The organism is Sphingopyxis sp. OPL5 (assembly GCF_003797775.2).
Classification (GTDB): Bacteria; Pseudomonadota; Alphaproteobacteria; order Sphingomonadales; family Sphingomonadaceae; genus Sphingopyxis.
The window spans coordinates 1,401,787-1,414,271 of record NZ_CP060725.1 but is presented as its reverse complement, the minus strand read 5'-3'; the positions used below and the strand labels follow the sequence as shown (position 1 = coordinate 1,414,271).

The following is a 12,485-nucleotide window of genomic DNA, read 5'->3' as shown; positions in this document are numbered from 1 at the left end:
TATGTCGGGTGAGCCAGTCAAGGGACAGCGGCGTTTGATCAAGATCCTGATAGTGGTGGGCCTGTTGATCCTGCTGTTCGGCGGCGGCACGCGGCTGATCGTTGGCGGCGGCGCCAAGTCGCTCAACCTCGGCGACCGGCTGCTCGGCGACGGTGATGGCGCGACCTTGCAGGTCGCGGGCCAGCCCTATGGCAGCGGTGAGCGTAACAAGCTCAACATCTGGGTGCCGACGGGAACGAAGAAGAGCGACCGGCTGCCGGTGATCGTCTGGCTCTATGGCGGCGGCTGGTACAGCGGCCAGCGCGACGATTATGGCTTTGCCGGGCGGGCGTTCGCGAAGCAGGGCTTCATCGTCGTCATTCCCGATTACCGGATCGTGCCCGAGGGGCATTGGCCCGACTTCCTGCAGGACAGTGCGGCGGCGGTGGCGTGGACCGAGAAGCATATCGGCGATTATGGCGGCGACGCGGGCCGGATCGCGCTGTCGGGGCATTCGGCGGGCGCCTATAATGCGGTGATGCTGGCGCTCGACCCGCAATGGATGAAGGCGGCGGGCAGCGACGCGTCGCATATTCGCGGCGTCGCGGCGCTCGCCGGACCCTATGATTTCCTCCCCTTCGAGAAGGGCGGTCGCGCCGATGTCGCGATGGGCGATATTCGCCCGGTCGCGCGCACCCAGCCGATCGCCTTCGTCCGCGCCGATGCGCCGCCCTTGTGGCTCGGCCATGGCACCGCCGATACCGTCGTGCGCGTGCGCAACAGCCAGCATCTGGCGGCGGCGATGGAGAAGGTCGGCGGATCGGTGGAGCTTCGGACCTATGACGGACTTAGCCACAACGACCTCGTCATGGCGCTCACCGGGCCGCTGTCGTACAAGGGGCCGATCCTGGCCGAGGCGACCGATTTCCTGCGCGGCGCGACCGCGCGGCGGGTGACGGCGGCGCAATGACCATCAAGATTCCGGCGATCGTGATGGCGGGCAGCCGGCCCGGCCCCGACCCGCTGCTCAGCGGCACGGGGGTGTCGACCAAGGCATTGCTGCGGATCGCGGGGCAGGCGATGCTGGTGCATGTCGTGCGGGCGCTGCGCGCGTCGCCGCTGGTCGGGCCGATCACCATCCTGGCGCAGAACAGCGCCGAACTCGCCGCCGAGCCGGGGCTGGCGGGGCTCGCCGACCTGCATTTTTCGGATTCGGGGCAGGGGATCAGCAGTTCGCTCGCCGCGGCGCTGCCACCGGGCGACGATCCGCTGCTGGTGACGACCGCCGACAATGTGTTGCTGACGCCCGCGATGATCGCCGAGTTCCTCGATGGCGCCGAAGGCAGCGACGTCGCGGTGGCGATGGTCGAGCGCGATGTGCTGCTCGCGCGCTATCCGCAGTCGCAGCGGACCTGGCTGAAATTTCGCGGCGGCTGGTGGTCGGGGGCGAACATGTTCCGGCTGCGCGGGCGGCGGGTCTTGCCGCTGCTCGACTTCTGGGGACGGATCGAGCGCGACCGCAAAAAGGGGTTGAGGATCATTGCTGCGTTCGGCCCGTGGTTGCTGATCGGCGCGCTGCTGCGGCTGTTCACGATCCAGCAGGGGGTGGCGCGTGCGGGGCTGCGCTTCGGGCTGAAGGCGACGGTGGTGCCGATGAGCGACCCCGAGGCGTGCATCGATGCCGACAAGCCGGTCGATATCGAGCTGATCGAGGCGATCATGGCGGGGCGAGTGTAAACGACCTGACGTTCCAACATCTCGTCATTGCGAGCGAAGCGAAGCAATCCAGGGCGGTTTACGCGGACTCTGGATTGCCGCGTCGCTTCGCTCCTCGCAATGACGAAGGGGGAGTTTCAGGCCTCGGCCAACGCCTTGTCCACCGCCGCAATCGCGATCGCCAGTTCCTCCGTATAAGGAATCGTCGCGTCGATATCGACAATCGGCGCGCCATTGAACGTCAGCAGCGGCACCGTTTCGACCTTGCGCGTGATCAGCGCGCGGTCGTGGTCGGGCTTGCGCAGCATCACCGTGTCGACATCGACGTGCAGGCGGACGACGAGGGTCGGCTTGTAGGCCGCCATCTCGGCATAAAGCGCGCGCTCCTCTGCCTGCATCGTGGCGAGGCGCGGCGTGGTCGCGCGGCCGGCGAGGATCGGGCCGTCGTGGAGGCCGGGGACTTCAAGCTGCGGATAGCGGTCGGTGACGATCACCTTGCCCGCGCGGCGCTGGTCGAGCAGCGCGTCGAATTTGGCGCGGCGTTTCTTCGACTTGTTCAGCGCATAGCGCGCGGCGAGATATCCGGGGATCGGCTCGCCGGGTTCGCGCAAGCGATCGGCGATGCCGTCGAGGAAGCGGTGCAGCGGCGGGCCGATGATCGGCCAGCGCCCGATGCGGCGGCCCTGCTCGCCCGAGCCTAGCCCGAGATAGCCCGACTCCGCCGCGCGGGTCTTTTGGATATGCGCGAGCAGGTCCGCCGACAGGGTCGACTTGCCCGACCCGTCGCTGCCGACGACTGCGATCAGGGGAGCGAGATCGCTCCCCATAAGATCAGCTCAGTTCCTTGAAGAAACCGATCATCTTGAGCCCGCCGATGATGAAGCGGACGACGACGAGCGCGCCGAAGGCATAGACCCAGGTCCACTGCTGAGCAGTCAGCGCGTCGAAGTTGAAGTCGAGCCGCGCGAACCAGGTCAGGAACACCGTCGTTGCGAGCAGGAACAATTTATTCTGTTCGCGCCAGATCATCCGCTTCCACCAGAAGGGGTATTTGGGCTTTATCCAGCCGTGAAAGCGCGGGAGCAATGCGGGAACGTCCTTCGCCCATTCGGCGTGCGCCGCGCCGAACTTCTCACGCAGATATTCTTCTTCGTAGATCGAGATGCGCTCGTAGATCAGGATGCCAAGCAGGAAGACGATCGCGCCGAACACCCAGCTGCCCGACAGCATCGCGATGCCGGTAAAGTTCAGGATGCGGCCGACATAAAGCGGGTTGCGCACGAGGCTGTAGGGGCCGGTGGTGTTGAGTTCGCTGGCTTCGGCGGCGACCTTGGCGCGGCCCGAGGTGCCGAGCGCGGCCCAGCCGCTGGTGAAGATGCGGACGATCGCGCCGGCGCTGGCGATACCGAGCGACAGCCAGAACCACGCGCAGTCGCCGAAGGCGGTCTGGAACGGACCCCAATCCTTGCTGCACCAGGCGATCAGCACCGAGATGGCGATGGTGATGTAGATATAGGTGCCGCGAATGAAGAAGAGGCGCTTGCCGCTGCGGGCGAGTTCTTGCTGGTACATTTGGATCCGCCTGTTGGCCGCACACGCGCGGCGTCAGAATAAGGTGGGACGTCTCTAGCGATTTTTGCGGCTAAAATAAGACCGAATATTTCAGACGAGGCGCAGCTTGCGCGCCGTCTTGCCGAGCGAGGCGCGGTCGGCGTGGGGCAGGGCGAAGCGCAGCGACAGCCAGATCGCTGCGACCGCGAGCAGCACGATCAGCGGCAGCGCGATCGCGTCGGGCAGGCGCCCGGCGAGCCAAGCGGCGGCGCCCGCGACGAGGGTGATCGCGATGCCGCGCAGCGCGACGCCGGCGAACTGGTGGTCGAACGGATGGAGCTTTTCGTTGATCGCGAGCTGGAGCATCGGGATGCCGCCCATCACGACGAGGCCGATCGACATGGCGAGCGTCACGCCGGTCAGCGCATCCATATGCCCGACGATCAGCCAGCCCGCGCCGACGGCGACGATCACCCCGACGATGGCCGCGGTGAGTTGGTGGCGGAACGCCGCGACGACCTGCAGCACCGGCAGCGAGATGCCGAGCACCGCCTCGGCGGCGCGCGCGAAGAGCAGGATGACCAGCGCAGCCTGCGCGACCTTTGCCTCATGCCCGAACAGGCTGAGCAAAGGCGCGCTGCCCGCAGCGAGGATGGCCGCGAGCGGGAGCGCGATCGCCATGATCAGCCGCGTCGCATAGGCATAGATGTCGGTCACCTGCGCGCGGTCCTCGCGCTCGGCGCTGGCTGCCAGCGGCGCCATCACATAGACGAAGGCGATGCGGACGAGTTGGACGACGCTCGAGAGCTTGCGCGCGATGGTGAACAGCGCGGCGGCCGCGGCGCCCGCCGCGCCGGGCAGGATCAGGTTGAGCACCAGCGCCGGGGCGTCGCCGAACAGCCGCGCGATGACGTTCGACGGCAGGATCGACAGCCCGGCCCAGAAGGTGTTTTTCGCGGTCTCGCCGCCGCGTCCGCCGTGGAGCAATTCGCCGAAGTTGTAATAGCGCCGCAGCAGGCGGACGCAGAGGATCGCGGTGATGCCAAGCGAGCAGAGATGCGCGATGAACAGGCCTTTCAGGCCGAGGCCGCCGGCGAAGAAGGCGCTCGCGAACACCAGTCGCATGATCTGTTCCCACACGATGCGGAGGCGGATCTCGGCGCCGAACACCATGCGTGCGCGCATCGCGCTGGTCGCGATCTCGACGAACGCCCAGAGCGGCAGCGCCCAGATGAAGAGCTGGATCGCGGGCACGACGAGCGGCCGGTCCTTCGCCGCGACGTTGAGGAAGGGTGCGAGGTCGGCGGCGAAGACGGCGATCAGTGCCGCGACGATCAGGCACGGCCCGACCCCGAACAGCATCGCGGTGCGCAGCGCCGCGGCGGCATCGGCATCGCTCGCCGATTGCGGCACGGTGCGCTGCATCGCGCTGGTCATGCCGAGGTCGAAGAGATTTTCGAGCAGGTTGATCGTCGCCCACAGCACGGCATAGAGGCCGTAACCCGCGAGCCCGAACATCAGCACATAAAGCGGCTGCGCGACGATCTCGACCACCGCGCCGAGGCGCGCGAGCACGGTGGTGCCGAGCCCCTTCGCGACGCTGCGGCTGGTAACGGCGGGGGCGGGCGTGTCGTCGCTCATCGTGGCGCCAGTAGCCGCTCGCGCGCGGCCCCGCCAGCGGGTTTCGCTTTTGCGTCCGTCACCCCTTGTCGTCGCGATTAATCGGGTCTAGTCCGACCCCGACTGCATCAGGGGAGCCAGCGACATGGCCGAATTTCGCCTTCCGAAGAACAGCCGCATCCAGAAGGGCGGCCAGACCCACAAAGCCGAAGGCGCGGCCAAAGTCCGGAAATTCAAGGTCTATCGCTACGACCCCGACAAGGGCGAGAACCCGCATTTCGACAATTTCGAGATCGATCTCGACAAGTGTGGCCCGATGGTGCTCGACGCGCTGATCAAGATGAAGAGCGAGCAGGACTCGACGCTGACCTTCCGCCGCTCGTGCCGCGAAGGCATTTGCGGCAGCTGTTCGATGAACATGAATGGCAAGAACGGCCTCGCCTGCACCACCGCGATCGAGGATCTGAAGGGCGATATCAAGATCACCCCGCTGCCGCATATGGAAGTGATCAAGGACCTTGTCCCCGATTTCACCCATTTTTATGCGCAATATAATTCGATCGAGCCCTGGCTGAAGACCAAGACGACGACGCCGAGTGGCAAGGAGCGGCTGCAGTCGCCCGCCGAGCGCGAGAAGCTCGACGGGCTGTACGAATGCATCCTGTGCGCCTGCTGCTCGACGAGCTGCCCGAGCTATTGGTGGAACAGCGACAAGTTCCTTGGCCCCGCGATCCTGCTCCAGGCGTATCGCTGGCTCGCCGACAGCCGCGACGAAATGACCGGCGAGCGCCTCGACGAGTTGGAAGATCCCTTCCGCCTCTATCGCTGCCACACGATCATGAACTGCTCGAACGCCTGCCCCAAGGGGTTGAGTCCGGCACGCGCGATCGCCGAGATCAAGAAGCTCGAGGCCGAGCGGCAGGTGTGAACGACGGGATCGAGGAACCTCGCCGCTATAGCTTTAGCGCCGAGGACGAGGGCGACGGCTGGCTGAGCTGGAACCTCAAGGACGCGAGCCGCTTCAACAGCTTCATCGAACCGCTATCGGTGCGTGTCGAGCCGAACACGCCCGACGGCCGCCCGCAGGCGCGGGTGCGGATGATCCCGGAGCGCAAGCACAGCAACCTCGGCGACAATGTCCATGGTGCGGTCACGCTCGCGCTCGTCGACATCGCGCTGTTCGCGGCGTCGCACCAGTTCGGGTCGCTCAACGCCGGCCATTCGGTGACGCTCGACCTGTCGACGCAGTTCGTCGGCGCCGGCCGACTCGGCGAGCCGCTCGACGCCGTGGTCGAACTGGTGCGCGAGACTGGCCGGCTGATCTTCCTGCGCGGACTCGTGGTCCAGGGCGAGGGCGACAGCCACATCGTGCTGACCTTTGCGGGGACGATCCGCAAGGCGAGCAAATGACGACGGGCGTGCTCGCGGCCTATGATGCGCTGGTCGCGGGCGGCGAGTTGCGGCCCGACCCCGAGCAGCGGGCCGGGGCCGAACGGCTCGACCGCCTGCAAAAGGAACTGGAAGCGGTGCCGCCGCGCGGCAGCCTGCTCTGGCGCCTCACCGGCCGCAAGCCCGAAGCGCCGCGCGGCGTCTATCTGTGGGGTGCGGTCGGGCGCGGCAAGTCGATGCTGATGGACCTGTTCTACGACCAGCTGACCATCCAGCGTAAACGGCGCGTCCATTTCCACGCCTTCATGATCGACGTCCATGCGCGGATGCGCGAGGTGCGCAAAAGCGAGGCGGGCGATCCGATCCCGCTCGTCGCCGACGCGCTCGTCGCCGACGTTCGCTGCCTCGCCTTCGACGAAATGGTGGTGAACAACAGCGCCGATGCGATGATATTGTCGCGCCTGTTCACCGCCTTGATCGATCGCGGTGTCACCGTCGTCGCGACCTCGAACCGGCCGCCCAAGGACCTCTACAAGGACGGGCTCAACCGTGAGCATTTCCTGCCCTTCATCGCGCTGGTCGAGGCGAAGCTCGACGTGATGGGGCTGAACGGCCCGACCGATTATCGCCGTGACCGGCTTGGCGACGGGGCGCGCTGGTTCGTGCCCGCCGACGATGCCGCGAGCGCGGCGCTGTCGGCGGCCTTTTTTCGCCTGACCGACTATCCGCCCGAGGATCGGGCGCATGTGCCGACGCTCGACCTCGACCTCGGCGGCGGGCGCATCCTCCATGTCCCCAAGGCGCTGAAGGGGGTCGCGGTCTTTTCGTTCAAGCGCCTGTGCAGCGAAGCACGCGGCGCGTCCGACTATCTGGCGGTCGCGCGGCATTTCCACACCGTCATCATCGTCGGCATCCCGCGCATGGGACCCGAGAATCGCAACGAGGCGGCGCGCTTCGTGACGCTTGTCGACGCGCTCTACGAATATAAGGTCAAGCTGCTCGCGAGTGCGGCGGCGATGCCCGATGCGCTCTATGTCGCGGGCGACGGGGCGTTCGAGTTCGAACGCACCGCGAGCCGGTTGTCGGAAATGCAGTCCGACGACTATCTGGCCTTAGGCCACGGCCAGGAAGACGCCGCCTAGCACCTTGCCCCAGCGCGAGGAGTTGACCGTCACCGCGATCAGGTCGCGGACATAGCGGACCTCGTGGACGACATGGCCGACGCCCTGTTCGATGATACGGCGCAGGGTGCGCAGCGGCTTGGGCGCGGCGATGCCGATCCGCGCCGGGCGCGAGGGCGGGGCGGGCAATGTCGCGAAACCCCCGCTGGTGACGCGGGGATCCTCGGCGACGGCGCGGCACAGCGCCTCCATTCGCGCGATGGCGAGTCCGTTGGGCACCGCGCGGTCGCGGCTCAGAAGTTCAAAGCTGTGGCTGAAGGCCGAGAACTGGATGGCGCCGCTTGCCGCGCTATGACCCAGGGCATCGCGCATCTCTTCTTCGGACATCGCGCAGAGTTGGGCGGGACGGAAACGGCCCACGCGGTCCATCAACCCGCTGACCGGGACTTCGCATATGCCTTCATGCGCGCGGACCGCGAGGTTGCCCGGGTCTAGCGAAATGGCGCAGCCATGATCGCGATACGCCCCGTTGAAGCTGCTGTCGAAACGGAAACCGAGCGACGCGAGGGCGCGCAGCGTGTCGTCGTTGGCGCCAAAATTGCCGGCACGAAAGGCGGTGGGTTTGGGCGCGCCGGCGCCGACGAGAATGTCGCGGGCCAGGCCGATCAGCTTTTTCTGCGCGCCGAGGGGAAAGTCGCCGATGTTGCGTCCGGTGAGCCGCCCGATGGGGTTGAAGCGCGCGAATTCGAGCCATTCGGTGTGGATGTGAAGCTGAACCTCGTGCCCGCGCGCGACGATCGGCTGGACGATCCTGTCGATGATTTCGGGCCCATAGACGAGCGCCGGCATCGGATCGACGAAATAGACCCCGGTCAGGCCATGGCGTTCGAGCATGTCCATCTGGAAGTGGATGCCATAATCGCCGTCGCGGCAACGGCCGAGGATCGAGCTTTCGAAATTTGCACGCGCATCGGCGCCCCGTTGATAGAGGCCCGCCGACAATTCGGTGTCGAAGCTGATGATAGCCCGCGTCATCCCCGCGAGCCTAACAGGCAGGGGGATAAGGGAGGGTTAACCGGGGGTTGCGGCGGACCTCAGAAGCGCAGCGTCACATCGACCCCGGCGCTCTTGGTATCGGCCCAGGGGAAGATGTGGATGTTGTCGTTCGCCTTGGTGGTGATCAGATGCCCGGTCGCGGTGCCGATCGCGGCGCCGACGAGCACGTCGCCGACGCGGTGCTTCTTCGCTTCGACACGGCTGAGGCCGACAAAGGACGCGACCAGATAGGCGGGCAGGCCGGCTTCCCAGCCGTAGCGGTTGTGCAGCGTCGCCGCGGCGGCGAAGCTGGTCGAGGTGTGGCCCGACGGGAAGCTCTTGTTGTCGCTGCCGTCGGGGCGGCGCGACGGAAAGGCCTCCTTCAACCCTTGGGTGATCAGGATCGTGCCGCCGATGCTGCCACCCGCTTCCAGCACGCCCTCCCAGTCGCCCTGCACCGCCGGGACGCCGAAGGCCGCGACGACGAGCGCATTCTTGGCGACGGTGCCGGCATCGTCCCAGCCCTTTTCGCTGGCGTGGGCGGGCGCCGCGCATGCCAGCGCGATCGCGGCACCGGCGGTGGTCAGTCCAGATCGTATCATGTCGCTCGCCTCGTGCCGTTATGGCACCGATGCATAGCGCAGAATTGGCCGCGGCCAAAATTGCGGCTCCGGTACGCCGCTTTTGGCGGATTGGTCCAATTGGCCCGCCGGGAAGGCGGTTAGGTTCTCGCCGGGCCGGCTTGTATCGGGGTGACGAAAAGGGGGAATTCCGATACAAGCCGCCGACCGGAGTTGGAAGGCGAACTGCCATGTACCGACGCGCGATCCGCCGCAAAAACCGTGTTATGCCCGCCACCGGCGCGCCGCAACAGGCGCCGGCGCGGCGCGCGCGTTCGCCGCTTGCTTCGCTTATGGGGGTACCGTCGCACGCACCGCTGACGATCGGCGCTGCGAACGACCCCGCCGAACAACAGGCCGATGCCGCCGCCGATCATGTGATGCGCGCGGCGACGCCAGCGCGCGGCGAGGCGTCGGCGCCGGTCGTGCGGCGCGAGGCCAGCGGCGGCTCGGCCACGGGGTCGGCGCCCGCGACCCCTGCGGCGCAATCGGCGATCGCCTCGCTCGGGTCGGGGGCGCCGCTCCCGGCATCGGAACGGGCGTTTTTCGAGCCGCGCTTCGGTGCCGACCTGTCGGGCGTGCGCGTCCATGACGGGGCCGCCGCCGACATCGCATCGCAATCGATCCAGGCGCGCGCCTTCACGCTGGGCAGCGACGTCGCCTTTGCCCGCGGCGAATATCGGCCGGGGACCGGCGATGGGCGGCGGCTGATGGCGCACGAACTGGCGCATGTCCTGCAGGGGGGCGGCGAGGCGCGCCGCGTCGTGCGCCGCGTCACCGCCGATCAATGCGCGTCGGACTGCACGATGGAAGATGGCATCGCGACCAAGACCGGCAAATATACGCTGACGATCATGGCCGACAAGGAGGGGCCGTTCCTGCTCATCCCCTTCACCTCCAACGTCGGGCACGCCTGGTTGCGGCTGCAGGACGACACCGGCAATTACTGGACCTATGGGTTCTGGCCGCAGACCGGTTTCGATGCCAGCCAGCCCTTTGCCGACGTCGAAGGCTGCGTTCATCATCCCGACACCGCGCACGACGACCATATCACCGCGTCGCAAAGCTATGAGCTCACCGCGGCCCAGTTCGCCGCGGCGAAAAGCTATGCTTCGGGGATATGCGCGGCCAAGCCGAAATATAATCTGTTCCAGTTCAACTGCACCGAATTCGTCCGCAAGACGCTCGACGCCGCGGGGCAGGGATCGTGGGGCGGCTTTGGGCTGATCTGGGAAAGCCCCAACGGGCTCGATGCCTGGATGCGTCTCCATGCGCTGGAAATCGGGACCAGCGCCACCGCCGCGACCACGGCGCCGAAGGCGGCGGGCGCCGGCTCGTTCGGGTTCGAACTATCCTATCGCCATCAATTTTATTCGATGCTGGGGCATAAATTGCGGCTCTATGGCGTCGGCCAGACCGAGTTGGGCGGGCCGATCAAGATCGCCGGGGCCGGGGTCGGGGTGTCGCTCGATCCGCAGCGCGTCTGGCTGCCGTCGCTCTATGCCGAGGGCATGGGGACATTCGGCGACATGAATCCCGGCGCCGATAAATTCGGCGCGGGCCTGTCGGCGGGTTATGGGCTGAACTATCGCATCGACGCCTTGGGCTCGATCGGCGTCGAGCATAATTTCCTCAAGGATTTCGTCAACGACGACCCCGCACTGGGTCGGCTGATGATCAAAGCCAAGATCAATCTGTGGTAGCCTTGGCGTTGGCGATCGATGCCGGAGGCCGGAGCAAATGGGCCTCTATCACTATTGCGAACTATTAGCAATTAATCTTTGATTTTCATGCTTTTCGCGGTTGTTTCCTTAAGGGAATCGGCGTAGGGCGGCGCCGTCTAGGGACCGGCGCGGCGATTTGGCCCGTGTGCCAGCCGGTTTTGTGCTTCATTGCCGGGCTTGCCACGAAGGGAGTGCCGCGCGCCATGGGACGCAAGAAAATCGCTTTGATCGGAGCCGGAAATATCGGCGGAACGCTGGCGTTGCTGGCGGCGCAGAAGGAACTGGGCGACGTCGTCCTGTTCGACGTCGTCGAAGGCGTACCGCAGGGCAAGGCGCTCGACCTGTCGCAGGTCGGCCCGATCGCGGGCTTTGACGCGAAGATCACCGGCACGAACGACTATGCCGACATCGCCGGCGCCGACGTCATCATCGTCACCGCCGGTGTCGCCCGCAAGCCGGGCATGAGCCGCGACGACCTGCTCGGCATCAACCTGAAGGTCATGAAGGCCGTCGGCGAAGGCATCAAGGCCAACGCCCCCGACGCTTTCGTCATCTGTATCACCAACCCGCTCGACGCGATGGTGTGGGCGCTGCGCGAATTTTCGGGTCTGCCGCACAACAAGGTCGTCGGCATGGCCGGCGTGCTCGATTCGGCGCGGTTCAGCCACTTCATCGCTGACGAGTTCGATGTGTCGGTGAAGGATGTGAACACCTTCGTCCTCGGCGGCCATGGCGACACGATGGTTCCCGTCGTGCGTTACTCGACCGTCAACGGCATTCCCGTTCCCGACCTCGTCAAGATGGGCCTGTCGTCGCAGGACAAGATCGACGCGATCGTCAAGCGCACGCGCGGCGGCGGCGGCGAGATTGTCGCGCTGCTCGGCACCGGTTCTGCCTTCTATGCGCCCGCCGCGTCGGGCATCGCGATGGCCGAAGCCTATCTGGGTGACCAGAAGCGCATCCTGCCCTGCGCCGCCTATGTCGATGGCCAGTACGGTCTCGACGGCCTGTACGTCGGCGTTCCGGTGCTGATCGGTGCTGGCGGCGTCGAAAAGATCGTCGAGATCGAACTCGACGACGCCGACAAGGCGGGGCTGCAGGTCTCGGTCGACGCGGTCAAGGAACTGCTCGACGCGTGCAAGGCGCTGGATCCGTCGCTCGCATGATAGCCCTTCGCAGCTTCCTGTTGGCGATTGCCGCTTTGCCTACGGTGGCAGCCGCGCAATCGGCCAGCACGGAGCCAAGTTTGAGCGACATGCTCAAACCTGGCACCCCTGATGCTCTGGCAGCTGCCTTTGACGAAGTTTGCTTCGCCAACCGTAGCGATATCGGGCTCCAGCAGGCGGCTGCGAATGGATCGGCAAGGGGTTTTCGGCCGTTGGGAAAGCCGACGCCGAAGAAGGCCAGTTTCATGGCCTTTCCGATCATGGCCTCGATGGAACAGCTTGGAAAATCGGTGTTCGGCTGCTCGATGACCTCGGGCGTTGCGGATGACCTGACGCCGTCGTTGCTGGTGGAAGCGATCAAAACGAGTAGCCCTGGCCTGAAAGACGTTCCATTCCGGATCGAGAAGGATAGCGCGAGCGCGTCTATCGTCGAAGGAAACAGGCGCTTCGAAGTTCAAGTGCAGCTCTCGGAGGGGCAGCTATCGCCGATTGCGACGCTGGCTGTGATGTCGCTTTCCGTTCCGTCGAGATGAGTAAAATGCCCCTGGCCGCCGCATGGCCGGC

The 12,485-nt window shown here is 66.1% G+C and carries 13 protein-coding genes; 8 read left to right on the top strand and 5 right to left on the bottom strand.

What is annotated here, in order from left to right:
* Positions 1-34 precede the first annotated feature (34 nt).
* Both EEB18_RS06790 and EEB18_RS06785 read left to right on the top strand, forming a co-directional pair.
* Entirely contained in the window at positions 35-949 is a 915-nt protein-coding gene (locus EEB18_RS06790; protein ID WP_262408150.1) for an alpha/beta hydrolase, read from the top strand.
* Entirely contained in the window at positions 946-1,716 is a 771-nt protein-coding gene (locus tag EEB18_RS06785; RefSeq protein ID WP_187141094.1) for a nucleotidyltransferase family protein, read from the top strand. Before EEB18_RS06790 ends, EEB18_RS06785 begins: the two co-directional genes overlap by 4 nt.
* 116 nt (positions 1,717-1,832) lie before the next feature.
* Here the strand turns inward: EEB18_RS06785 and EEB18_RS06780 are convergent, their stop codons facing one another.
* The 3 genes from EEB18_RS06780 to EEB18_RS06770 form a co-directional block, all read right to left on the bottom strand.
* On the bottom strand, positions 1,833-2,522 hold the full coding sequence (locus tag EEB18_RS06780; RefSeq protein ID WP_187141093.1) for a hypothetical protein: 690 nt from the start codon (positions 2,520-2,522) through the stop codon (positions 1,833-1,835).
* A gap of 4 nt (positions 2,523-2,526) precedes the next feature.
* Positions 2,527-3,267: a methyltransferase family protein gene (locus EEB18_RS06775; RefSeq protein ID WP_187141092.1), complete on the bottom strand. Its 741-nt coding sequence runs from the start codon at positions 3,265-3,267 to the stop codon at positions 2,527-2,529.
* A 90-nt stretch (positions 3,268-3,357) separates the two neighbouring features.
* Entirely contained in the window at positions 3,358-4,887 is a 1,530-nt protein-coding gene (locus tag EEB18_RS06770) for a lipopolysaccharide biosynthesis protein (protein ID WP_187141091.1), read from the bottom strand.
* Between the two features lie 124 nt (positions 4,888-5,011).
* On the opposite strand from EEB18_RS06770, the gene EEB18_RS06765 reads away from it, so the two are divergent.
* From EEB18_RS06765 to zapE, 3 genes are read left to right on the top strand one after another with little or no spacing between them, the layout of a single operon-like run.
* Entirely contained in the window at positions 5,012-5,794 is a 783-nt protein-coding gene (locus tag EEB18_RS06765; protein WP_056343647.1) for a succinate dehydrogenase iron-sulfur subunit, read from the top strand.
* A complete protein-coding gene (locus EEB18_RS06760) occupies positions 5,791-6,276 on the top strand; it encodes a PaaI family thioesterase (protein WP_187141090.1) in 486 nt (161 codons plus the stop codon). The genes EEB18_RS06765 and EEB18_RS06760 overlap by 4 nt, the downstream gene beginning before the upstream one ends.
* A complete protein-coding gene (gene zapE / locus EEB18_RS06755; RefSeq protein ID WP_187141089.1) occupies positions 6,273-7,397 on the top strand; it encodes a cell division protein ZapE in 1,125 nt (374 codons plus the stop codon). The genes EEB18_RS06760 and zapE overlap by 4 nt, the downstream gene beginning before the upstream one ends.
* Here the strand turns inward: zapE and EEB18_RS06750 are convergent.
* Both EEB18_RS06750 and EEB18_RS06745 read right to left on the bottom strand, forming a co-directional pair.
* Entirely contained in the window at positions 7,368-8,411 is a 1,044-nt protein-coding gene (locus EEB18_RS06750) for a polysaccharide deacetylase family protein (RefSeq protein ID WP_187141088.1), read from the bottom strand. The genes zapE and EEB18_RS06750 overlap by 30 nt on opposite strands.
* 59 nt (positions 8,412-8,470) lie before the next feature.
* Positions 8,471-9,013: a phosphatase PAP2 family protein gene (locus tag EEB18_RS06745; RefSeq protein ID WP_187141087.1), complete on the bottom strand. Its 543-nt coding sequence runs from the start codon at positions 9,011-9,013 to the stop codon at positions 8,471-8,473.
* A gap of 209 nt (positions 9,014-9,222) precedes the next feature.
* Between EEB18_RS06745 and EEB18_RS06740 the strand changes: the two genes are divergently transcribed.
* The 3 genes from EEB18_RS06740 to EEB18_RS06730 all read left to right on the top strand — a co-directional run bounded on the left by EEB18_RS06740 (position 9,223) and on the right by EEB18_RS06730 (position 12,454).
* Complete coding sequence (locus tag EEB18_RS06740; protein WP_187141086.1) at positions 9,223-10,734, top strand: DUF4157 domain-containing protein; 1,512 nt, start codon at positions 9,223-9,225, stop codon at positions 10,732-10,734.
* 224 nt (positions 10,735-10,958) lie between these two features.
* Complete coding sequence (mdh, locus tag EEB18_RS06735; protein WP_037517804.1) at positions 10,959-11,921, top strand: malate dehydrogenase; 963 nt, start codon at positions 10,959-10,961, stop codon at positions 11,919-11,921.
* Between the two features lie 80 nt (positions 11,922-12,001).
* Positions 12,002-12,454: a hypothetical protein gene (locus EEB18_RS06730; protein WP_187141085.1), complete on the top strand. Its 453-nt coding sequence runs from the start codon at positions 12,002-12,004 to the stop codon at positions 12,452-12,454.
* The last annotated feature ends 31 nt before the right edge of the window (positions 12,455-12,485 follow it).